The organism is Streptomyces sp. NPDC000345, assembly GCF_042898825.1.
Taxonomy (GTDB): Bacteria; Actinomycetota; Actinomycetes; order Streptomycetales; family Streptomycetaceae; genus Streptomyces.
This window is the reverse complement of the sequence record NZ_JBIAZE010000002.1, coordinates 627,065-649,090: the sequence shown is the minus strand read 5'-3', so window position 1 is coordinate 649,090 and position 22,026 is coordinate 627,065. Positions and strand designations below refer to the sequence as shown.

The 22,026-nt window shown below is 73.5% G+C and carries 19 protein-coding genes and 1 pseudogene; 7 read left to right on the top strand and 13 right to left on the bottom strand.

Features of this window, described 5'->3' with window-relative positions; all coding sequences use genetic code 11:
• Nucleotides 1-3: 3 nt before the first annotated feature.
• A complete protein-coding gene (locus ACFY30_RS07310; RefSeq protein ID WP_390844206.1) occupies nucleotides 4-522 on the bottom strand; it encodes an ATP-binding protein in 519 nt (172 codons plus the stop codon).
• A gap of 291 nt (nucleotides 523-813) precedes the next feature.
• Between ACFY30_RS07310 and ACFY30_RS07305 the strand changes: the two genes are divergently transcribed.
• Entirely contained in the window at nucleotides 814-1,563 is a 750-nt protein-coding gene (locus ACFY30_RS07305) for an enoyl-CoA hydratase/isomerase family protein (RefSeq protein WP_390844167.1), read from the top strand.
• Here ACFY30_RS07305 and ACFY30_RS07300 read toward each other — a convergent pair.
• Both ACFY30_RS07300 and ACFY30_RS07295 read right to left on the bottom strand, forming a co-directional pair.
• Nucleotides 1,550-2,185, bottom strand: a complete 636-nt coding sequence (locus tag ACFY30_RS07300) for a DJ-1/PfpI family protein (RefSeq protein ID WP_390844166.1) — start codon at nucleotides 2,183-2,185, stop codon at nucleotides 1,550-1,552. The genes ACFY30_RS07305 and ACFY30_RS07300 overlap by 14 nt on opposite strands.
• A 669-nt stretch (nucleotides 2,186-2,854) precedes the next feature.
• Entirely contained in the window at nucleotides 2,855-3,814 is a 960-nt protein-coding gene (locus ACFY30_RS07295; RefSeq protein ID WP_390844165.1) for a GlxA family transcriptional regulator, read from the bottom strand.
• 143 nt (nucleotides 3,815-3,957) lie between these two features.
• On the opposite strand from ACFY30_RS07295, the gene ACFY30_RS07290 reads away from it, so the two are divergent.
• From ACFY30_RS07290 to ACFY30_RS07280, 3 genes and pseudogenes are all read left to right on the top strand, one after another.
• Nucleotides 3,958-4,089 (top strand): LPFR motif small protein, encoded by a 132-nt coding sequence (locus ACFY30_RS07290; protein ID WP_390658531.1) that lies wholly within the window; start codon nucleotides 3,958-3,960, stop codon nucleotides 4,087-4,089.
• A gap of 81 nt (nucleotides 4,090-4,170) precedes the next feature.
• Nucleotides 4,171-6,573, top strand: a complete 2,403-nt coding sequence (locus tag ACFY30_RS07285) for a Tex family protein (RefSeq protein WP_390844164.1) — start codon at nucleotides 4,171-4,173, stop codon at nucleotides 6,571-6,573.
• Between the two features lie 58 nt (nucleotides 6,574-6,631).
• Nucleotides 6,632-7,036: pseudogene (locus tag ACFY30_RS07280) on the top strand (putative glycolipid-binding domain-containing protein).
• Nucleotides 7,037-7,086: 50 nt separating this feature from the next.
• Here the strand turns inward: ACFY30_RS07280 and ACFY30_RS07275 are convergent.
• Entirely contained in the window at nucleotides 7,087-8,727 is a 1,641-nt protein-coding gene (locus tag ACFY30_RS07275; RefSeq protein ID WP_390844163.1) for an ABC-F family ATP-binding cassette domain-containing protein, read from the bottom strand.
• A gap of 89 nt (nucleotides 8,728-8,816) precedes the next feature.
• On the opposite strand from ACFY30_RS07275, the gene ACFY30_RS07270 reads away from it, so the two are divergent.
• Nucleotides 8,817-9,773 (top strand): FAD-dependent oxidoreductase, encoded by a 957-nt coding sequence (locus tag ACFY30_RS07270; RefSeq protein WP_390844162.1) that lies wholly within the window; start codon nucleotides 8,817-8,819, stop codon nucleotides 9,771-9,773.
• Nucleotides 9,774-9,797: 24 nt separating this feature from the next.
• Here the strand turns inward: ACFY30_RS07270 and ACFY30_RS07265 are convergent, their stop codons facing one another.
• From ACFY30_RS07265 to ACFY30_RS07255, 3 genes are all read right to left on the bottom strand, one after another.
• The gene (locus tag ACFY30_RS07265) at nucleotides 9,798-11,741 is read right to left on the bottom strand and encodes a Xaa-Pro dipeptidyl-peptidase (protein ID WP_390844161.1); all 1,944 of its coding nucleotides are present in this window, start codon (nucleotides 11,739-11,741) and stop codon (nucleotides 9,798-9,800) included.
• Nucleotides 11,742-11,873: 132 nt separating this feature from the next.
• Entirely contained in the window at nucleotides 11,874-12,773 is a 900-nt protein-coding gene (locus tag ACFY30_RS07260; protein WP_390844160.1) for an adenosine kinase, read from the bottom strand.
• Nucleotides 12,770-13,258, bottom strand: a complete 489-nt coding sequence (locus ACFY30_RS07255) for a macro domain-containing protein (protein WP_390844159.1) — start codon at nucleotides 13,256-13,258, stop codon at nucleotides 12,770-12,772. The genes ACFY30_RS07260 and ACFY30_RS07255 overlap by 4 nt, the downstream gene beginning before the upstream one ends.
• 205 nt (nucleotides 13,259-13,463) lie before the next feature.
• Here ACFY30_RS07255 and ACFY30_RS07250 point away from each other — a divergent pair, with 205 nt between their 5' ends.
• On the top strand, nucleotides 13,464-14,165 hold the full coding sequence (locus tag ACFY30_RS07250) for a MerR family transcriptional regulator (protein WP_390844158.1): 702 nt from the start codon (nucleotides 13,464-13,466) through the stop codon (nucleotides 14,163-14,165).
• On the opposite strand, the gene ACFY30_RS07245 is transcribed toward ACFY30_RS07250, so the two are convergent.
• The 5 genes from ACFY30_RS07245 to ACFY30_RS07225 form a co-directional block, all read right to left on the bottom strand.
• Nucleotides 14,159-15,361, bottom strand: a complete 1,203-nt coding sequence (locus ACFY30_RS07245; protein ID WP_390844157.1) for an acyltransferase family protein — start codon at nucleotides 15,359-15,361, stop codon at nucleotides 14,159-14,161. The genes ACFY30_RS07250 and ACFY30_RS07245 overlap by 7 nt on opposite strands.
• 126 nt (nucleotides 15,362-15,487) lie before the next feature.
• Nucleotides 15,488-17,665, bottom strand: a complete 2,178-nt coding sequence (locus ACFY30_RS07240) for a 3-hydroxyacyl-CoA dehydrogenase NAD-binding domain-containing protein (RefSeq protein ID WP_390844156.1) — start codon at nucleotides 17,663-17,665, stop codon at nucleotides 15,488-15,490.
• A 41-nt stretch (nucleotides 17,666-17,706) separates the two neighbouring features.
• Nucleotides 17,707-18,921, bottom strand: a complete 1,215-nt coding sequence (locus ACFY30_RS07235) for an acetyl-CoA C-acetyltransferase (protein WP_390844155.1) — start codon at nucleotides 18,919-18,921, stop codon at nucleotides 17,707-17,709.
• A gap of 35 nt (nucleotides 18,922-18,956) precedes the next feature.
• Complete coding sequence (locus tag ACFY30_RS07230; RefSeq protein WP_390844154.1) at nucleotides 18,957-20,141, bottom strand: CaiB/BaiF CoA transferase family protein; 1,185 nt, start codon at nucleotides 20,139-20,141, stop codon at nucleotides 18,957-18,959.
• Nucleotides 20,142-20,278: 137 nt separating this feature from the next.
• Nucleotides 20,279-20,506 carry a hypothetical protein gene (locus ACFY30_RS07225; RefSeq protein ID WP_390844153.1) on the bottom strand — a complete coding sequence of 76 codons (228 nt, stop codon included), beginning with the start codon at nucleotides 20,504-20,506 and terminating at the stop codon, nucleotides 20,279-20,281.
• A 117-nt stretch (nucleotides 20,507-20,623) separates the two neighbouring features.
• On the opposite strand from ACFY30_RS07225, the gene ACFY30_RS07220 reads away from it, so the two are divergent.
• Complete coding sequence (locus tag ACFY30_RS07220; protein WP_390844152.1) at nucleotides 20,624-21,796, top strand: saccharopine dehydrogenase family protein; 1,173 nt, start codon at nucleotides 20,624-20,626, stop codon at nucleotides 21,794-21,796.
• Nucleotides 21,797-21,828: 32 nt separating this feature from the next.
• Here the strand turns inward: ACFY30_RS07220 and mmpA are convergent, their stop codons facing one another.
• A complete protein-coding gene (mmpA, locus tag ACFY30_RS07215) occupies nucleotides 21,829-21,975 on the bottom strand; it encodes a morphogenic membrane protein MmpA (RefSeq protein WP_390844151.1) in 147 nt (48 codons plus the stop codon).
• Nucleotides 21,976-22,026 lie beyond the last annotated feature (51 nt).

Genomic DNA, 22,026 nt, shown 5'->3' with positions numbered 1-22,026 from the left:
TCCTCAGGGCAGCTGTACGGGCTTGAGCGGCAGGGCGGCCCAGATCACCTTGCCGCCGCCGGACGTGTGCTCGACGTCACACACCCCTCCCGCCTCCCTGGTGATCTCCCGCACCAGGAGCAGTCCCCGGCCGTTGGTCTCCTCGTGGTCGGCCTCCAGGGCGGTCGGGCGGTAGGGGTGGTTGTCCTCCACGGCCACCCGCACCCACTCGGCGCCGACGGCCACCTCCACCGCGAGCACCGGCGACAGCAGCGCCGCGTGCCGGACGGCGTTGGTCACCAGTTCGGAGACGATCAGCAGGAGGCCCTGGATCAGGTCGTCCGAGACGGGCACCCCCTGGCGGAGCAGCAGGTCCCGTACGGCGTGCCGGGCCTGCGGGACGGAGGCGTCCACGGCGGCCGCGGTGAAGCGCCAGACGCCTTCGTAGGGCAGCGGTCGCGGCCCCGGGTTCTCCACGGACTCGAGAGGTGCGTCCGCGTCGCCCTCTGGGCGTGGGTCGGGCCCGCGCCCGTGGTCGTCCATCGTCCGGTCGCCGCCCTCGCGCTCGATTGTCACCACGACTCGAGTGTTGGTACCGCGACACTCCACTCCGGATGACTGAACAGAAGTCAGCGACTATCGAGCGTTCCCGACCGCCTCGGTCCGAGGGGGTCGCACGAGCGACCGCTTCTGCCCCTGCGCTGCCGCCTTCACGCACTTTTCGGGTTGTACGGGTGCGGCCTTCGGGTTGTACGGGTGCGGCGGCGCCCTTGCCCGATGCGTCCCCGAGGCCGCTGTGCCCGGGCAGCCGGCCCGGAGGTTAGCATCCGGGCCATGGAGCCCGAACTGCTGCACGGCGTCACCGACGGGGTCGCCACCGTCGTCCTGCACCACCCGGCGAAGCGCAACGCCATGACGGCCGCGATGTGGGGCGCGCTGCCCCCGCTGCTGGAGACGCTGGCCGCCGCCGCCGAGGTGCGGGCGCTGGTGCTGACGGGCGCGGGCGGCACCTTCTGCGCGGGCGCCGACATCTCCACGCTCCGGGGGTCCGCCGAGGAGGCGCAGACCCTCGCGGTGCGGGCCGAGGAGGCGCTCGCCGCGTTCCCGAAGCCGACCCTGGCGGCCGTCAGGGGGCACTGTGTGGGCGGGGGCGCCCAGCTCGCGGCGGCGTGCGATCTGCGGTTCGCCGAGGAGGGCGCGCTGTTCGGGGTGACACCGGCGAGGCTCGGCATCGTCTATCCGGCCTCCGCGACCCGGCGACTGGTGGCGCTGGTCGGTCCGGCGACCGCCAAGTACCTTCTGTTCTCGGGCGAGTTGATCGACGCGGAGCGGGCGCTGCGCACCGGCCTGGTCGACGAGGTGCTGCCGGCGGACGAACTCGACAAGCGCGTCGCGGAGTTCACCCGGGTGCTGGTGACGCGCTCGCAGCTGACGCAGGCCGCCGCGAAGGAGTTCGTGAACGGCCGCGCCGACCGGGACGCCCACTGGGCCGCCCAGGCACGCGGCAGCGGCGACACCGCGGAGGGCGTCGCCGCGTTCCTGGAGCGCAGGGAGCCGCGCTTCACCTGGACTACGTCAGGATGAAGCGGCTCCGCTTCCGGAGTGCCTCGACGATGTGCCGGGGCGCCTTGTGCGGGGCACCGGCGTCGTAGGGCGGCTGCGGGTCGTACTCCGTGCCGAGCTGTACGGCCCGGGCGTGGTCGTCGCCCGCGATCCGGCCGAGCAGGGCGAGCCCCATGTCGATGCCGGAGGAGACGCCGGCCGCGGTGACGTACTTGCCGTCGAAGACGACGCGTTCGCCGGTCGGCTCGGCGCCGAACGCGGCGAGCCGCTCCAGGGCCAGCCAGTGAGAGGTGGCCCGGCGGCCCCGGAGCAGGCCCGCGGCGGCGAGCAGCAGGGAGCCGGAGCACACGGACGTGGTCCAGGCGCTGGTGGCGTCGGCGGCCCGGAGCCAGTCGAGCAGGTGCGCGTCGTCCATCAGCGCGCTCTGCCCCGGCCCGCCGGAGACCACGACGACATCGGGGGCGGGAACCTCGGAGAGTGCCCTTTCGGCGATGAGGGCCAGCGCGCCGGTCTCCGTCCGGACGGGCCCGGCCTCCTTGGCCACGAACACGGTCTCCGCGCCCGGGGCACGGGAGAGCATCTCGTACGGGCCCACGACATCGAGGGCGGTGAAACGGTCGTAGACGACGATCGCGATCTGCATGGGGGTCCTCTCGGGAGGGTGCCTGGGGTTTCTGGGGGCGTGGGATCGGAGGGCTTCAGGGGCGGATGACCGGAGCCGTGGAGGCGGGGCCGGGCAGGGGGACTCAGGTCGAGGGCCACAGGGCTCGGTCGGAGGCGTCGGGGGCTCAGGCTCGGCACCGCGTTGGGGGCCACGGGGGGGCGGACGCCCCGGGTTTTCCAGGGACGCGGACTCGGGCGGGCTGGAACGGACGCCTACGAGGTACGGGGGCTCAGGCCCGAGATCGCGGCGGCCGGACGCCCAGGGCTTTCACGGGACGCGGACTCGGGCGGGCCGCAGCGGGCGGACGCCCACGGGGTGCGGGGGCTCGGGGTCAACAGGGGCCGGAATCATCGGACTTCAGAAGGCACGGAACTCCGGGGTGTCGGGGGCGGGCAGTCAGGGGGCTCGGCGGCTTCGAGTGGCGGGCGCCCACGGCTTCAGCGGGCCGATACGCAGGGCCACTTGGGTGGTGCCCGAGGGCAATGGAGGCCGGATGAACGAGGGTTGAGGGGCGGACGGGGAGGGGCTTCAGTGGGTGGGCCCCCAGGACCGGGGGGACGGTGCCCGAGCAGTCGAGGGTGGGTGAGTGGGTGTCCGGGGGCTTCGGGGTGGGCGTCCCGGGGGTTCAGCGGGTGGAGGTGCGCGGGTTCAGGGCGTGGTGGCCGGGCGGAAGCGGCGGCGGTATTCGGCCGGGGCCGTGCCCAGGGCTTTGACGAAGGCGCGGCGCATGGCCTCGGGGGTGCCGTAGCCGCTGGCGCGGGAGATCTCCTCGACGCCGTCGGCGGTGTCCTCCAGAAGCCGGCGGGCGTGCTCCAGACGGACCCCTTCGACGTAGCGGCCGGGAGTGGTGCCGGTGTCGGCCAGGAAGGCGCGGGCGAAGTGGCGGGGCGAGAGCCGGGCGCGGGCGGCGAGCGACTCCACGCTGAGGTCGGCGGCGGGGTGCGCGGTGATCCACTGCTGGACCTCCCGCAGCGGCCCGCGCCGTGCGGTCCGGGCGGCGAGCTGGGCGCTGAACTGCGTCTGGTTCCCGGGCCTGCGCAGGAAGACGACCAGGTGACGGGCGACGGCCAGCGCCGCGTCCCGGCCGAGGTCCTCCTCGACCAGGGCGAGGGCCAGGTCGATGCCGGAGGTGACGCCCGCCGACGTGAAGACGCTGCCGTCTTGGACATAGATCGGATCGGGGTCGACCCGCACGGCGGGGTGGCCGCGGGCGAGTGTGTCGCAGTAGGCCCAGTGGGTCGTCACCCGGCGGCCGTCCAGCAGCCCGGCGGCGGCCAGCGGGATCGCACCGGTGCAGACCGACACGAGGCGCCGCGCGCGCGGGGCGTGGCTGCGCAGCCACGCGGTGAGCGGCGGGTTGTCCCGCCGGGTGCCCCGCCCCCCGGGCACGACGAGCGTGTGCGGGACACGCGCCCGCGTGAGGGCCTCGTCCGGTACGAGCGTCAGCCCGCTGGAGGTGCGTACCGGAGCGCCGTCCAGGGACGCCGTGCGCACCCGGTAGGAGCCCGGGGTGTGCTGCTCGGCGCCGGTGAAGACCTCCAGGGGGCCGGTGACGTCGAGGCTCTGCACGTCGTCGAAGAGGACGAAGAGGACGGTTCGCTGCGCCATGGACACGATTCTTCGCGGGCCGGCCCCATGGCGGCAATGACGAGTTCCCCACCTTTCCTGCCACGGCGGGGCATGGCCTGACCCCCTTGCGGTTACCCGATCTCTGCCCCGGGACGGCCCGGGGGAGAAGAAAGGGGAAACTCGTGTTCCGTGCGATCGCAGACGTACTGCGCCAGATCGGTGGCGCGATCGCCACCGTCGTGACGCTGCCCTTCCGGGCAGTGGCCCGGCTCTTCGGCGGCGCTTCGGGCTCCGCGAGGAGCCGGCGGGCCTGACGGCCGCGCCCTGATCCCCGACTGTCGGTCCCACCTGCCACAATTGCCGCGCAACCTCAGTGGAGAAGGCGGTACGGGATCGTGACGACACCCGGGTCCATCGAAGTAGGGTCCATCGAAGGCAGGATCGCCGAGGAGCTCGGCGTACGGGAACGGCAGGTGAAGGCCGCCGTGGAGCTGCTCGACGGCGGCTCGACGGTGCCTTTCATCGCCCGCTACCGCAAGGAAGCGACCGAGATGCTCGACGATGCGCAACTGCGCACGATCGAGGAGCGGCTGCGCTATCTGCGGGAGCTGGAGGAGCGGCGCACGGCGATCCTGGAGTCGGTGCGCGAGCAGGGCAAGCTCACCGACGCGCTGGAGGCGCAGATCCGCGGCGCCGAGACGAAGGCGCGGCTGGAGGACATCTACCTCCCGTACAAGCCCAAGCGGCGCACCAAGGCGCAGATCGCCCGCGAGGCCGGTCTCGAACCGCTGGCCGAGGGCCTGCTCGGCGACCCGACGGTGGAGCCGCTCGCCGCGGCGGCCACGTTCGTCGACGCCGACAAGGGAGTGGCCGATCCGCAGGCCGCGCTGGACGGGGCGCGGGCGATCCTGACCGAGCGCTTCTCGGAGGACGCCGACCTGATCGGCGAGCTGCGCGAGCGGATGTGGGGGCGCGGACGGCTGGCCGCCAAGGTGCGGGACGGCAAGGAGGAGGCGGGGGCGAAGTTCGCCGACTACTTCGACTTCGCCGAGCCGTTCACCGAGCTGCCCTCGCACCGGATCCTGGCGATGCTGCGCGGTGAGAAGGAGGACGTCCTCGACCTCGTCCTGGAGCCGGAGGAGCCCACGGAGGGTCCCTCGTCGTACGAGGGGATCGTGGCGTCGAGGTTCGGGATCGCCGACCGCGGCCGGCCGGCCGACAAGTGGCTGACGGACACCGTCCGCTGGGCCTGGCGGACCCGCATCCTCGTCCATCTCGGCCTCGACCTGCGGCTGCGGCTGCGCACGGCCGCCGAGGACGAGGCGGTGAACGTGTTCGCGGCGAACCTGCGCGACCTGCTGCTCGCCGCGCCGGCCGGCACGCGCGCGACGCTGGGTCTGGACCCCGGTTTCCGTACGGGCGTGAAGGTCGCCGTCGTCGACGCGACCGGCAAGGTCGTGGCGACGGACGTGATCTACCCGCACGTCCCGGCCAACAAGTGGGACGAGGCGATCGCCAAGCTCGCGCGGCTGGCGAAGGAGCACGCGGTCGAGCTCGTCGCGATCGGCAACGGCACGGCGTCCCGCGAGACCGACAAGCTCGCCGGTGAGCTGATCGGCAGGCACCCGGAGCTGAAGCTCACCAAGGTGATGGTGTCCGAGGCCGGCGCCTCGGTGTACTCCGCCTCCGCGTTCGCCTCGCAGGAGCTGCCCGACATGGACGTGTCGCTGCGCGGCGCGGTGTCCATCGCGCGCCGGCTGCAGGACCCCCTGGCCGAGCTGGTGAAGATCGACCCGAAGTCGATCGGCGTCGGCCAGTACCAGCACGACCTGTCCGAGGTGAAGCTGTCGCGTTCGCTGGACGCGGTGGTGGAGGACTGTGTGAACGGCGTGGGCGTGGACGTGAACACGGCGTCGGCGCCGCTGCTCGCCCGGGTCTCCGGCATCACCTCCGGTCTCGCCGAGAACATCGTGGCGCACCGGGACGCCAACGGGCCGTTCACCTCCCGTACGGAGCTCAGGAAGGTGCCGCGGCTCGGCCCCAAGGCGTACGAGCAGTGTGCGGGCTTCCTGCGCATCCGCGGCGGCTCCGACCCGCTGGACGCCTCCAGCGTGCACCCGGAGGCCTATCCCGTGGTGCGGCGCATGGTGAAGACCTCCGGGCAGGAGGTGGCCTCCCTCATCGGCAACACGGGCGTGCTGCGTTCCCTGCGGCCGACCGACTTCGTGGACGAGACGTTCGGTCTGCCGACGGTCACCGACATCCTCAAGGAGCTGGAGAAGCCGGGGCGCGACCCGCGGCCCGCGTTCAGGACCGCGACCTTCAAGGAGGGCGTGGAGAAGATCTCCGACCTGGCGCCCGGGATGGTCCTGGAGGGGGTCGTGACGAACGTGGCGGCCTTCGGCGCGTTCATCGACGTCGGCGTCCACCAGGACGGCCTGGCGCATGTCTCGGCGCTGTCGAAGACGTTCGTCAAGGACCCGCGGGACGTGGTCAAGCCCGGTGACATCGTCAAGGTGAAGGTCCTCGACGTCGACATCCCGCGCAAGCGGATCTCGCTGACGCTGCGACTGGACGACGAGGCGGCCCCGCAGGCGGACCGGTCCTCCGGCGGGGGCCGGCCGCAGCGGAGCGGCGGGCGTCCGCCGCAGCAGCGGCAGCAGGGCGGCCAGCGCGGCGGGAACGGCGGTCAGCGCGGTGGCGGCGGTGCGCGGCAGGCGCCGCCGCCCGCCAACAGCGCGATGGCCGACGCACTGCGCCGGGCGGGGCTGCTCGACCCGAAGAAGGGCCGGAGCTGACGACGTGGGCCGGGTCCCGGCAGGGCGCCGGGGCCCGGCCCGCTCGTACAGTGACGGTATGACGACTTTCCGTGTCCTCACCTGGAACGTCACGGCGAGCGGCGGTTACGGGACCGCGTGGACGGAGGCCGGCGAGGGGGTGCTGCGGGCCCGGCGGCGAGCGGTCGGGACCGTGCCGGAGCCCTACTGGGTGTCGTACGACCTCGACACCGCCGGCGGTTTCGTGACCCGTCGGCTGCGGGTGACGGTCGAGACGGCCGAGCGGACCAGACCGCTCGATCTGCGGCACGACGGGCACGGCGGCTGAACGGCCGACGGAGAGCCGCTGCCCGGCTTCCGGGACGCCGTCGACTGCGGTCTGGGCCTGTGCCCGCTCACCGACACCATGCCGGTGCTGCGCCACGGGCTGCTCCGGGGACCGGGCGAGCGGCGCCTGCTGACGGGATGTCGGTGCCGGCACTGACCGTGCGGTCGTCGTGGCAGACGTACACCGCTCTCGGGCCTGTCACGGCGCTAGCGTTCCGTGAGTCTGCCGTTCGCCATGTCCAGGCGGCGGGTCACGTGGACCGCGTCCAGCATGCGGCGGTCGTGGGTGACCAGGAGCAGGGTGCCCTCATAGGCGTCGAGGGCCGACTCCAGTTGCTCGATGGCCGGGAGGTCGAGGTGGTTCGTCGGCTCGTCGAGGACGAGGAGGTTGACGCCGCGGCCCTGGAGCAGGGCGAGCGCGGCGCGGGTGCGCTCGCCCGGTGACAGGGTGGCCGCCGGACGCAGGACGTGGTCCGACTTCAGGCCGAACTTGGCCAGGAGGGTGCGCACTTCGACCGGTTCGGTGTCCGGGACGGCCGCGCGGAAGGTGTCCAGGAGCGACTCGGAGCCGTGGAACAGCCGGCGCGCCTGGTCGACCTCGCCGACCAGGACGCCCGAACCGAGCGCCGCGTGGCCCGCGTCCAGCGGGATCCGGCCGAGGAGCGCGCCGAGCAGGGTCGACTTGCCCGCACCGTTCGCGCCGGTGACGGCGACCCGGTCGGCCCAGTCGATCTGCAGGGTCACCGGGCCGAAGGTGAAGTCGCCGCGCCGCACCTCGGCGTCCCGCAGGCCCGCGACCACCGCGCCGGAACGGGGGGCCGCCGCGATCTCCATGCGCAGCTCCCACTCCTTGCGGGGCTCCTCGACCACGTCCAGGCGTTCGATCATGCGCTGGGTCTGCCGGGCCTTCGCGGCCTGCTTCTCGCTGGCCTCGCTGCGGAACTTCCGGCCGATCTTGTCGTTGTCGTTGCCCGCCTTGCGGCGCGCGTTCTTCACGCCCTTGTCCATCCAGGCACGCTGGACCTGCGCGCGCTCCTGGAGGGCCGCCTTCTTGTCGGCGTACTCCTCGAAGTCGTCGCGGGCATGCCGGCGGGCCACCTCCCGCTCCTCCAGGTAGGCGTCGTAGCCGCCGCCGTAGAGGGTGATCCGCTGCTGCACGAGGTCGAGTTCGAGGACCTTGGTGACGGTGCGGGTGAGGAACTCACGGTCGTGGCTGACGACGACGGTGCCCGCCCGCAGGCCGGTCACGAAGCGTTCCAGGCGCTCCAGGCCGTCCAGGTCGAGGTCGTTGGTCGGCTCGTCGAGGAGGAAGACGTCGTAGCGGGAGAGCAGGAGGGAGGCGAGGCCCGCGCGGGCCGCCTGGCCACCGGACAGGGACGTCATGAGCTGGTCCAGGCCGACGCCGAGACCGAGGGAGTCGGCGACCTCCTCGGCGCGCTCGTCGAGGTCGGCGCCGCCGAGGCCGAGCCAGCGTTCCAGGCTCGTCGCGTACGCGTCGTCGGCGCCCGGCGCCCCGTCGACCAGGGCCTGCGTCGCCTCGTCCATGGCGCGCTGCGCCTCGGCGACGCCGGTGCGGCGGGCGAGGAACTCCCGTACCGTCTCGCCCGGCCGGCGCTCCGGCTCCTGGGGCAGATGGCCGACGGTCGCCGAAGGCGGGGAGAGGCGGAGCTCGCCCTGCTCGGGCGCGGTGAGCCCGGCGAGCAGCTTCAGCAGGGTGGACTTGCCCGCGCCGTTGGCACCGACCAGCCCGATCACGTCCCCGGGGGCGACGACGAGGTCGAGCCCGGAGAAGAGGGAGCGGTCGCCGTGCCCGGCGGCGAGGTTCTTGGCGACGAGGGTGGCAGTCATCAGACGGTAGATCCTAGTGGGCGGGCTGCACGCGGGCCGCCCGGGATGCCCTCTCGCCCTCCCCTGGTGCGGTCGGTTACCGTCCGGGCGTGGATGCTCAGGGGAACGGCGAGATCGTCGTGGTCGGCGGCGGGGTCATCGGGCTGGCGACGGCGGTCGTGCTCGCCGAGCGGGGCCGGCGGGTGCGGGTGTGGACGCGGGAGCCGGCCGAGCGGACCACCTCGGCCGTCGCGGGTGCGCTGTGGTGGCCGTACCACATCGAGCCGATGGCGTCGGCGCGAGCCTGGGCCCTGCGCTCCCTGGAGGTGTACGAGCAGCTGGCCGAGCGGCCCGGGGCGACCGGGGTGCGGCTGGTCGAGGGCGTGATGGGCGAGACCGACCTGGCGGACGTCGAGGCCTGGGCGGCGGGCCGGCTGCCCGTGCTGCGCCGGGCCACCGCGCGGGAGTACGGGGCGGGGAGCGGCGTGTGGGCGCGGCTGCCGCTGATCGACATGGCGGTCCATCTGCCGTGGCTGCGGGAGCGGTTGCTGCGCGCGGGCGGCACGGTGGAGGAGCGGAGCGTGTCCGACCTGGCGGAGGCCGACGCGCCGGTCGTGGTCAACTGCACGGGCCTGGGCGCCCGTGAGCTGGCCGCGGATCCCTCGGTGCGGCCGGTGCGCGGGCAGCTCGTCGTCGTGGAGAACCCCGGTGTCCGCACCTGGACCGTCTCCACCGCACCCGACGGGGAGACGGCCTACCTCTTCCCCCATCCCGGGCGGCTGCTGCTGGGCGGCACGGCCGACGACGACGAGTGGTCCGTGGAACCGGATCCGGCGGTGGCGGCGGCGATCGTGCGGCGGTGCGCGGCGCTGCGGCCGGAGGTGGCCGGCGCGCGGGTCCTGGAGCACCGGGTGGGACTGCGCCCGGCCCGGCCCGCGGTGCGGCTGGAGCGGGAGGTGCTGCCGGACGGGCGGGTGAGGGTGCACCACTACGGGCACGGCGGGGCGGGCGTGACAGTGGCCTGGGGCTGCGCGGAGGAGGCGGCCGCGCTGGCCGCCTCCTCCTAGGTCCGTCGGTCGCGGCGGGTCGTCCTACGGGATCCGGTACGTGTGCCGTGGTGCGCCCGCGCCGTCCCGGGGTCCGGAGTCGGGCGTGGCCGCCGTGGATCCGGCGGTGGCGGCGGCGAACGCGCCGGCGCCGCCCACGAACGGGACCCTGGCCGTGGTGCGGGCGAGGTCCAGGGTGAGGGTCGGGGTGTCGGCGGGCGGGTCGATGAGGTCCTTGTCGGTGCCCGCGACGATCAGCGCCAGGCGGTGTCCGGCCGGGACGACGTGGTCCGTGGCGGCCAGGTCGAGGGTGAGGGTGTACGCCCGGCCCGGGGTGAGCGGAACGCCCCTGCCGGGGTCGGCGTACGTGCCGAGGTCGGCCCAGCCCCGGCTGAGGACGGTGAAGTCGACGTCGGTGGTCCGGGCCCTGGTCTCCTTGAAGCAGGCGCTGTCGCCCGCCGTGCTCTCGCCCCAGCAGGTGCGGTCGGTGAGGGTGGTGATGCCCTCGCCGCTCGCCGCGTAGTCCCGGACGGTGTCGGGGCCGAGGTCGACCAGCACGGCGCTGAGGTGGGCCGTCGCGGTGGTGGGCGTGGCGGTGACGGTGACCTCGGAGGAGCCGGACAGACGCAGGTCGCGGGTGAGCGGCCCGGTGACGAAGCCGGCCTTGTCGGGCGTCGGGGTGTCGGTCCGCGCGGCCCAGTCGGTCTCGCTCAGCCGCGGGTCGTCGGTGAAGGTCTCGGTGCCGGTCCCCCCGCGCAGGCCGAGGGTGCCGACGCCGGGCTGCGGGCCGGCGGCCGGGCGCAGGGTGGCGGTCCGGGTGCCGCGCGGCGGCCAGACCTTGGAGGTGACCCACTGGTCGGGGTGGCGTTCGATGTCGGCCACGGGCTCGCGGTCGACGCCGTTGTCGTAGCCGAGGAGTTCGTGGTCGAACCAGCGGTGCAGGGTGTCGGCCCAGGCGGCGCGGCGGAAGTCGAAGGGGTCGACGTGGCCCGTCTGGGAGAGCCAGATCTTGCGCTCGACGCCGTTCTTCGCCAGGGCGTCCCACCACTGGCCGAAGTGCCGGGTGCGCACGTTGAGGTCCTGCAGACCGTGGACGACGAACACGCTCGCCCTCACCTTGCCCGCGTCCTTGACGTAGTCCCGCTCGGTCCACAGCGGGGTCCGGTCGCCGCTGCGCGGGGCCCCGTCGACGAGGTGGCGCTGGACGGCCGCGCACCGGGCGCGGGCGTCGGGGCTGTCGACGTAGTCGGAGAGCCAGTCGGGTCCTGAGTCGTAGAGCGGGGCGCCCTGGGCGAAGTAGTAGTCGTACCAGGAGGAGATGGCGGCGATCGGGACGACGGTCCTCAGGCCCTTCACGCCGGTGGCGGCGACGCCGTTGGCGATGGTGCCGTCCCAGCTCTTGCCGATCATGCCGGTTCTGCCGTTGGTCCAGTCCGCGGTGGCGGTGGCGGTGCCGGTGCGGGTGGTGTACGCGCGGGCGCGGCCGTTGAGCCAGTCGACGACGGCCTTCGCGGAGAGGATGTCGGAGCGGCCGCCGACGTCGACACAGCCGTCGGAGCGGTTGGTGCCGGCCAGGTCGACGCCGACGAAGGCGTAGCCGCGCGGGACGAAGTAGTTGTCGTAGAACAGTGGCATCTGGACGACGTCGCCGGCGGCGTCGTACGTCTTGCGCTGGCTCTCGTTGCCGCGGCCGCAGCAGGAGTAGTAGGGGCTGGCGTCCATGATGACGGGCACCTTGCGGCCCTGTGCGGCGGGTTCGCGGGGGCGGACGATGTCGACGGCGACGCGGTCCCGTCTGCCGTCGCCGTCGCCGTCGAGTCCGGTGTCGACCCAGACGGCCTCGCGGACCGCGTTCGTGTAGGAGTACACCGGCCGGCTCTCACGCGGGGTGCCGTGGGCGGCTGCCGGGGTGAGGAAGGTCGCCACCAGGACGGTGATGGCGGCGGTCGCGAGCGGTCTCCAGATCGTGAAGCGCATGCGTATCGGCATGCGCGGGACGGTACATGGGTCAACTCCCTTGCAGAAGAGGGCAACTGTGGGCCGACTGTGCACGGCCTTCGAACGGTCTGAGTCCCCGTCAGAAGGCCGTGCGGCACGGCCGTGGCCGGTGCGCCCGCCTGTTCATCCGGCACAGGCCGCCAGGAGCGCGTCGCGGGACAGGGCGGCGCTGCGGGTGGCCGGGACGGTGCACGCGAACGCCCCCGCCAGCGCGCCGTAGCGGGCGCAGCGCAGCGGGGACTCGCCGTGGAGACGGCCGAAGAGGAAGGCGGACGCGAAGGCGTCGCCCGCGCCGTTGGAGTCGACCACCGGCGCGGGAGGCGCGGCCGCCGGTATGTGGGTCAGCTCGCCGTCCGACAGCAGGTAGGCGCCCTCGGCCCCGGCCGTGGCGACGACCACCTCGGCGCGGCCCCGCTCGACGACGCGGCGCATGGTGGCCTCGGGGTCGGTGAGCGCGGTGGCGGAGACGAACACGACGTCGGCCGCGTACGCGAAGGGCTCGTGGTAGGGGTTCTCGCCGTCCCAGTCGTGCAGATCGGTGGAGAGGGGCACGCCGGTCTCGCGCAGCAGGGGCAGGGCGAGGGCACACGGCTGGGTGATGGACACATGGACGTGCCGGCTCGCCTCGGCCAGGGACCGGACCGTGGACTCCGGCAGCCGGTCCCCGTCGTGTGCGCGGCTCGTGTCGTAGAGGGAGAGCCGCCGGCCGTCGGGGCTCACGAGGTTGACGGCCCGTTTGGTGCCCGCGGGCTGCGGGACCGCGGTGAGGGCGATGCCCCGCTCCGCGTGCAGGGCGCGGACCAGGTCGCCCTCCGGGTCGTCGCCGAGGAAGTCGAGATGGTGGGTGCGCAGGCCGAGGGCGGCGAGGCCGACGGCGACGAAGTCACCGGTGTGTCCGGCGCGGGTGCGGATCCCGCTGTCGATGGGGTAGCTGTCGGCGTACGGCAGCGGCAGCCGCGGCACCTGGATGATGGTGTCCACCCCCGCGCCGCCCAGCACCAGGACATCCGTGTCACGGCTCAACTCCGGCCCTCCCCATGGTCGTACACCGTCACCGCGATGCCCCGCCGCACGAGCCGCCCGGTGATGAGCGGTTCGACGCGGGACCACGTGCCGCCGGCCAGGCCGCAGCCTATCCGGGGCATGTGCACCGACGCAGCGAGTCCGATCACCGGGTCGGCCAGGCGGGACAGGGCCGTGTCGATCGCCTCGTAGCGCACGGGAACGCCCCTGCTGCCCCTGCGGGTACCGCGCTGGCCGATCATGTTGGCGACCCACACGTCGGGCTTCACCTGGACCAGCTGCAGGGCGCCCAGGCCGAAGTCGTTGGAGGCCCGCTCGCGGTGCCAGGCACGGTAGGCCGCCTCGGGCTCCGGCCAGCGGCGCGAGAGCGCCAGGACGAAGCCCTTTCCCCATCCCCCGATGTCGTTGCAGACATGGGCGATCACCTTGACGCCCTTCACCGACGGAACGGTGGCGTCACCCCGGACATAAGTGATCCCCGACATGACGCCACCCTAGGCGGTGCCACTGACAGTGGCCCTGACCTGCTACTTCGCCGGGCCGGCCAGCTCTGCCGGTTCGGCCTTTGCCGCCTTCGAAACCGGCCGCGCCGGGCAGCGGGATCCCGGAGAGCCCCGCGATCGCACGTGGTCCACCTCACAGAGCGTGACTTCCCACACGGCCGCCCCCGCGACGGCGATACTGCTGCGCATGACGATCGAGACCGACGAGCCGCCCCTCACGGTCGACGAGCTGGCCGCCCGTGCGGGGGTCACGGTGCGCACGGTCCGCTTCTACAGCACGAGGGGTCTGCTGCCGCCGCCCGTGATCGGCCCGCGCCGGGTGGGCCACTACGGGCCGGAGCACCTCGCGCGGCTCGCGCTGATCGAGGAGTTGCAGCGGCAGGGCATGACGCTGGCGGCGATCGAGCGCTACCTGGACCGGCTGCCGCCCGGTCTCGACGCACACGATCTCGCCGTGCACCGCGCGGTCGTCGCCTCCTGGGCGCCGGACACCGTCGAGACGGTGAGCCGGGAGGAGCTCCAGCGGCGGGCGGGGCGGCCGCTGTCCGAGGAGGACGTACGGCAGCTGGTGGCGATGGACGTCCTCGAGACGGCCGGGGCCGGGACCTTCCGCGTCGACTCCGGTCTGCTGCCGCTCGGGGTGCGCCTGCTCGACGTACCGCTGTCGCAGGAGGTGATCCTCGCGGCGCGCACCGCGCTGATCGAGCACGCGCGCGCGGCGGCGCAGGAACTGTCCCGGCTGCTGCGGGGGGCGGTGGCCGAGCGGGACGCGCGGGACGTGAGGTCGCTGACCGCCCAGATGCATCCCCTGGTGGTGCAGGCCCTGCTGACGACGTTCCAGCGGTCGCTGCGGGACGAGCTGCGCCAGTGGTCCGGGCGCGATCAGTGACGGTCCGGGCGACGCGTGAGCCTGCGGCCCCATGACTGGCCCGGTGCCTCGACCCAGCGGTACGTCAACGCGCACAGCGGGAGCAGCACGGCGAGGAAGGCCACCAGGAACAGGGGGCTGTCCCGCCGCCACCGGCCGGCCGTGCCGTCGATCACCGCCAGCAGCACCGGATGCAGCAGGTAGAGGGAGTAGCTGATCACGCCCAGTGCGGCCACCGCGCGCGGGATCCGCCGCCGGCGCACCGCCAGTCCGGCGCCGAAGGTGAGCGCGGCCAGCAGGAACGCCGTGATCCAGCCGCGCCGGGTGAAGTACGCGCCGTCGCCGTAGCGGTACGCACTCACCACCGCGCAGCCGAGGACGACGACGGCGGTGCGGGCCGCCGTCCGCCGGCTGCTCCCGCCGTGTTCGGCCCGGTGCACGGCCGTGCCGAGGAACATCACGGCGAGGATCACCAGGCTCTCCCACTGCGGCACCGTGCTGTCGAACGCCACCAGTACGAGCGCCAGCACCCCGCCCAGCACTCCCCCGGTCACCCGCAGCGCGGGCGGTCCGGCGCTCGCACAGCACAGGGCGACGGCGAGGGCCGCGGCGGCGAGCGCGATCAGCGGGCCGGTGCCGGTCAGCCGGGAGAGCGCGGAGACCGGCAGGCCGGCGCCCGCCACCGCGCCCACGGCGGCGAGCACCGCCAGGGTCGTGGCGACCGCCGCGGACCGGTCGTGCCGGCGGACCGTGAAGAGGGCGACGACCAGCAGGTAGAAGGCCATCTCGTACGACAGCGTCCACAGGACGAGCAGCAGGTTCGGCGTCCCCAGCAGCTCCTGGAGCAGGGTGACATGGGCGACGGCCACGCTCGGCACGCTCTGTCCGCCGAAGTCGGCGCGGACCCGGGCCACGCCCGCGAGGTCGAGGACGAGGACCGCCGTGACGGCGACGGCCCACAGCGGACAGAGGCGGAAGATCCGGCCGGTCCAGAAGCTGCGGACGCAGCCCCGGCGCTCCAGTGAGGCGGGAACGATGTAGCCGCTCACGAAGAAGAACACCATGATGCCGTAGCGGCCGGTGCTGACATGCGGCTCCAGCTCGCGCCGCAGCTCCGGCAGGAAGGTGTACGACGCGTGGTCGAACACCACCACGAGTGCCGCGACGGCGCGCAGGGCGTCCAGCCAGTCGAGCCGTGAGCGTTCCGCGCCGTCCATGCGCGCCTCTTTCCCTGGAGGGTCCTTCGGCGGTTCCCGGACCGGGGCGCGAGGAGCGTCACGCGAGGGTCCACGAGCCGAACCCCGTCAGCCCGCCGCGGGTTACGGAGTCCGGCTCGTGGGATGTCAGCGGGCGTCGGTGAAGGTCTCCCCCCGCTCCGCCTTCTCCACCAGCAGCGCGGGCGGGGTGAAGCGGTCGCCGTAGCGTTCGGCGAGTTCACGCGCGCGTGCCACGAATCCGGGGAGACCGCCGTCGTAGCCGTTGACGTACTGGAGCACACCGCCGGTCCAGCCGGGGAAGCCGATGCCGAACAGGGAACCGATGTTGGCGTCGGCGACGGACGTCAGGACGCCCTCCTCGAGGAGCCGGACGGTGTCCAGGGCCTCGGAGAAGAGCATGCGCTCCTGCATGTCCCGGAACGGGATCCCGGCGCCCTCGCGCGTGAAGTGCTCGCGCAGCCCCGGCCACAGGGCGCCGCGTGCGCCGTCCTCGCCGTACTCGTAGAAGCCCGCTCCGCCGCTGCGGCCGGGGCGGCCGAACTCGTCGACCATGCGGTCGACGACCGCCTCGGCGGGGTGCGCGGTCCAGGTGCCGCCGGCCTCCTCGACGGCCCGCTTCGTCTCGCGGCGGATCTTCTGTCCGAGGGTGAGCGTCAGCTCGTCCATCAAGGACAGCACCCTGGCCGGGTAGCCGGCCTGGGCGGCCGCCTGCTCGATCGACGCGGGTTCGAGGCCCTCGCCGACCATGGCGACGCCCTCGTTGAGGAAGTGTCCGATCACCCGGGAGGTGAAGAAGCCGCGCGAGTCGTTGACGACGATCGGGGTCTTCTTGATCTGCCGGACCAGGTCGAAGGCGCGCGCGAGCGCCTCGTCGCCGGTGCGGTCGCCCTTGATGATCTCGACGAGGGGCATCTTGTCGACGGGCGAGAAGAAGTGCAGGCCGATGAAGTCGTCCTGGCGCTCGACGCCCTCGGCGAGCGCGGTGATGGGGAGCGTGGAGGTGTTGGAGCACAGCAGGGCGTCGGGGGCGACGATGTGTTCGATCTCCTGGAACACCTTGTGCTTGAGCGTGGTGTCCTCGAACACGGCCTCGATGACGGCGTCGCAGCCGGCCAGGTCGGCGGGGTCGGCGGTGGGCGTGATGCGGGCCAGCAGCGCATCCGCCTTCTCCTGGGTCGTACGGCCCCGGGAGACGGCCTTGGCGCAGAGCTTCTCGGAGTAGCCCCTGCCCTTGACGGCGGCTTCGAGGGAGACGTCCTTGAGGACGACCTCGATGCCCGCGCGGGCGCAGGAGTAGGCGATGCCGGCGCCCATCATGCCGGCGCCGAGGACGGCGACCTTGCGGACCTGGCGGGGCTCGACGCCCTGGGGGCGGTTGGCGCCGGAGTTGACGGCCTGGAGGTCGAAGAAGAACGCCTGGATCATGTTCTTCGAGGTCTGGCCCGCCGCGAGTTCCACGAAGTAGCGGGCCTCGATGACCTGCGCGGTCTCGAAGTCGACCTGGGCGCCCTCGACGGCGGCGGCGAGGATGTTGCGCGGGGCCGGGTAGGGGGCGCCGTTGGTCTGCTTGCGCAGGGTGGCCGGGAAGGCGGGCAGGTTGGCGGCGAACTTCGGGTGGGCGGGGGTGCCGCCGGGGATGCGGTAGCCGGGCCGGTCCCAGGGCTGCTGCGACTCGGGGTGGGCGTCGATGAACGCGCGGGCCTTGGCGAGGAGTTCCTCGGGGGTGGCGGCCACGTCGTCGACCAGGCCGTTGTCCAGGGCGCGCCGCGGGCTGTACTGGGTGCCCTGGAGCAGGACCTTCAGCAGGGCGTCGGCGATGCCCAGCAGGCGCACGGTGCGCACGACGCCGCCGCCTCCCGGGAGGAGGCCGAGGGTGACCTCGGGGCAGCCGATCTTCGAGCCGGGGGCGTCGAGGGCGATGCGGTGGTGGCAGGCGAGGGCGAGTTCGTAGCCGCCGCCCAGGGCCGCGCCGTTGAGGGCGGCGACGACGGGCTTGCCGAGGGTCTCGATGCGGCGGAGGTTGCGCTTGACCTCGAGTCCGCCGTCGAACAGCTCCTGGGCGGTCCCGGGGGTGACGCGGATGAGGTCGCGCAGGTCGCCGCCGGCGAAGAAGGTCTTCTTCGCGGAGGTGAGGATGATGCCGCGGATGGTGTCCTTCTCCGCCTCCAGGCGGTCGGTGACCGCGGCGAGGGAGGTGCGGAACGCCGCGTTCATGGTGTTGGCGGACTGGTCGGGGTCGTCGAGGACGAGGGTGACGAGGCCGGTGCGGTCCTGTTCCCAGCGGATGGTGGTGCTCTCGGTCATGACAGGGTCTCCGTAGAAGTCTGTGGGTTCCGCCGGGGATTTCAGATGCGTTCGACGATCGTGGCGATGCCCATGCCGCCGCCGACGCAGAGGGTCGCGAGGCCGTAGCGCTTGTCCTGGCGCTCCAGTTCGTCGACGAGGGAGCCGAGGATCATCGCCCCGGTGGCGCCGAGGGGGTGGCCGAGGGCGATGGCGCCGCCGTTGACGTTGACCTTGTCCAGGGACAGGCCCATGTCCTTCACGAACCGCAGGACGACCGCGGCGAACGCCTCGTTGATCTCGACGAGGTCGATGTCGTCGATGGTCAGGCCGGCCTTCTTGAGCGCCTTGCGGGTGGCGGGCGCGGGGCCGGTGAGCATGATGGTCGGCTCGGAGCCGGAGACGGCGGCGGAGACGATCCGCGCGCGCGGGGTGAGTCCGTGGCGCTCGCCGACCTCCCGCGAGCCGATCGCGACCAGCGAGGCGCCGTCGACGATGCCGGAGGAGTTGCCCGCGTGGTGGACGTGGTCGATCCGCTCCACCCAGTGGTACGTCTGCAGCGCCACCGCGTCGAAGCCGCCCAGCTCGCCGATGTCGGCGAAGGAGGGCTTGAGACCGGCGAGGGAGTCGGCGGTCGTGCCGGGGCGCATGTGCTCGTCGTGGTCGAGGACGACGAGGCCGCTGCGGTCCTTGACGGGGACCACCGAGCGGTCGAAGCGGCCCTCCTTCCAGGCCGTCGCCGCGCGCTCCTGCGACAGGGCCGCGTACTCGTCGACGTCCCGCCGGGAGAAGCCCTCGATGGTGGCGATGAGGTCGGCGCCGATGCCCTGCGGCACGAAGTTGACGGACAGGTTGGTCATCGGGTCGTTGAACCAGGCGCCGCCGTCGGAGGCCATCGGCACCCGGGACATCGACTCCACGCCGCCCGCGAGGATCAGGTCCTCCCAGCCCGAGCGGACCTTGGCCGCGGCCAGGTTGACGGCCTCCAGGCCCGAGGCGCAGAAGCGGTTCTCCTGTACGCCTGCCACGGTGTCCGGCAGCCCGGCGGCGATCGCCGCGATGCGGGCGATGTCGGAGCCCTGGTCACCGACGGGGCCGACGACACCGAGGACGATGTCGTCGATCGCGGCCGGGTCGAGGCCCGGGAAGCGGTCGCGGAGTTCGTGGATGAGGCCGACGACGAGGTCGATGGGCTTCGTGCCGTGCAGGGCTCCGCTCGCCTTGCCGCGCCCGCGCGGGGTGCGGATCGCGTCGTACACGTACGCTTCGGTGCTCACTGGTCAAGCCTTTCGGGGAGGGTGGGCCGAACGGGTCAGTCGCCCTGGTGCGGGAAGTCGTCCACGGGGGTGTTCGCGGGGGCCTTGACGAGGTCCGCCGTCAGCCGCGGCGCGTCCCAGTCACGGGCGACCTCGCGGGTGTCGGCGCCGGGCTGCGCGGGTCCGGAGCGGACGGCCGTGGGGGTGGCGGAGAAACGGGGCGCGGGGGCCGGCTGGGTGATGCCGCCGTGGTCGGTGAAGGTGCCGCGGGCCGCGAGGTGCGGGTGGTGCGGGGCCTCGCGCAGCGACAGCACGGGTGCCACGCAGGCGTCCGAGCCCTCGAAGAGCGCCGTCCACTCGTCCCGGGTGCGGGTCCTGAAGCGGGCGGCGACGGCCTCGCGCAGCTCTCCCCAGCGCGTCCAGTCCGTGCGTGCGTCGCGGAAGTCCCCGAGGCCGAGGAGGTCCGTGAACTCGTCGTAGAACTGAGGTTCGAGAGCCCCGACCGCCATGTAGCCGCCGTCGGAGGTCTCGTAGGTGCCGTAGTACGGGCAGCCGCCGTCGAGCAGGTTGGCCGCCCGCCGGTCCCGCCAGCCGCCGGCGGCGAGCATGCCGTGGATCATCGTGGACAGGTGGGCGGTGCCGTCCACGATCGCCGCGTCGACGATCTGGCCGGTGCCCGTCACGCGCGCGTGGTGGAGCGCGGCGAGGACGCCCACGACCAGGTAGAGGGAGCCGCCGGCGTAGTCGCCGAGCAGGTTGGCGGGGGCGGGCGGGGGCTCGCCGGGGGCGCCGATCATGCCGAGGGTGCCGGTGAGCGCGATGTAGGCGATGTCATGGCCGGCGCGCTGGGCGAGGGGGCCCTCCTGGCCCCAGCCGGTCATCCGGCCGTAGACCAGCCGGGGGTTGCGGGCGTGGCAGTCCTCGGGGCCGACGCCGAGGCGTTCGGCGACGCCGGGCCGGTTGCCCTCGATCAGCACGTCGGCGCGGGCGACGAGGTCGAGCACGCGCGCGGGGCCGTCCGGGGCCTTGAGGTCGACGACGACCGAGCGCTTGTTGCGGTTGGTGACGTCGAAGGCCGGGTCGACGGCGAGGGAGGGGCCGCCGGGGCGGTCCACGCGTACGACGTCGGCGCCGAGGTCGCCGAGGAGCATCGCGGCGAAGGGGCCGGGGCCGATCCCCGCGAGTTCCACCACGCGGACCCCGGCCAGCGGGCCGTGCCCGGGCGTGCGTCCCGTCGTCATCCAGCCCCCTTGCTGTGACACAACCGATGTAACACCCGTGATGTTAAGAACGTGTTCCAGTGGGCACAAGAGCTGGGCGAGCAAGCGCTTAGCCAGTTTACGGGCGACTCGCCTCGGCGGCGCGTCGCCGCTCGCGCTCAGCGGGCGTCCGGCTCCGCCGTGAGCCGTCCGGGCACGACGGCGCGACGGCTCTCCCCGACCCGGCCGCGGAGCGGTCCGGCGGGCGGGGCGCCCTTCCCCTCCAGGAGGAGGGCCGGCGCGTGGACGTGAGCCTCCTCGCCCCTGGGGAACTCCTCGCCCGCGCCCGGCAGCCCGAGCGCGGACTCGCGCGCTTTCTCCCGCTTCTCCAGGGCGTTCCTGTCCACGGCCACCTGCTGCCTCCGGGCTCGTCGTCGGCCTGCGCCCTCCTCACGCTAGCCTCAGCCACCGGCGGCGGCGCGGGCTGCGTGGCCAAGAGGTGTCACGAACGGACAAGGGGTGTCATGAGCAGGCTAAAGAGGACGGACCGTCCGTACGACATCGTGCTCTTCGGGGCGACCGGCTTCGTCGGCACGCTGACCGCGGAGTACCTCGCCGCCCACGCGCCCGAGGGCCTGCGCTGGGCGATCGCCGGGCGCAGCGAGGAGAAGCTGGAACGGCTGCGCGAGCGGCTGGGTGCCGGAACCGGGGTGCTGCGGGCGGACGTCGGCGACCCGGCCTCGCTGCGCGCGCTCGCCGAGCACGCGCGCGTGGTGGCCACGACGGTCGGCCCCTATGTGGAGTACGGCGAGGAGCTCGTGGCCGCCTGCGCGGACACCGGCGCCGACTACCTGGACCTCAGCGGCGAGCCGGAGTTCCTGGACCTGATGTACGTCCGGCACGACGCACGCGCGCGGGAGACCGGCGCGCGGCTGGTGCACGCCGTCGGCTTCGACTCCGTCCCGCACGACCTGGGCGTGTACTTCACCGTCCGGCAGCTGCCGGAGGGCGTGCCGCTGACCGTGGACGGCTTCGTGACCGCCGACGCGGCCTTCTCGGGCGGAACGTTCGCCTCGGCGCTGGGGCAGTTCGCCCGCGGCCGGCAGGTGCTCGCCGCCGCGCGGGACCGGCGCCGGCACGAGCCGCGCCTGATGGGCCGGCGTGTCTCGGCGCCGCTGAGTGCGCCCCGGTTCGCCCCGGAGGTCGGCGCCTGGGCGCTGCCCCTGCCGACCGTCGACCCGCTGATCGTGCGGCGCTCCGCGAAGGCGCTGGAACGTTACGGCCCCGACTTCCGCTACCGCCACTACGCGGCCGTACGGCGGCTGCCGGTGGCCCTGGGCGGGGTCGCGGCCGTCGGGACGATCGTCGCGGCCGCCCAGTTGCCGCCCGCCCGGCGCCGGCTGTCGGACCGGCTCAAGCCCGGGGAGGGGCCGAGCCCGCGGAAGCGGGCGCGCAGCTGGTTCTCGGTCAAATTCGTCGGCGAGGGCGGTGGCCGTCGGGTGTACACGGAGGTCTCGGGCGGCGACCCCGGCTACGACGAGACGGCGAAGATGTTCGCCGAGGGGGCGCTCGCCCTGGCCTGCGACGACCTCCCGGCGACGGCCGGTCAGGTCACCACGGCGGTGGCGATGGGCGACGCCCTGACCGAACGGCTGATCCGCGCGGGCATCCGGTTCCGGGTGGCCGCGAGCCGCTAGTGCCGCGGCACTGGGTGCGCCGTCCCGGGGTCTTACATCGGCCACTGGACGAGCGTGTAGATCATTCCGGCGATCCAGCCGAGGCCCGCCAGGACGGCGAGGACCAGGGCGGCGTTGACGGCGCGCTCGACGGGCCGGTGGGGGTCGACGAGGGGCTTCGGGGCACGGTGCGTGGTCATGGGGCCAGCCTCGCGGGCGGCGGGCGGTGCGCACATCCGTACGGATACTCA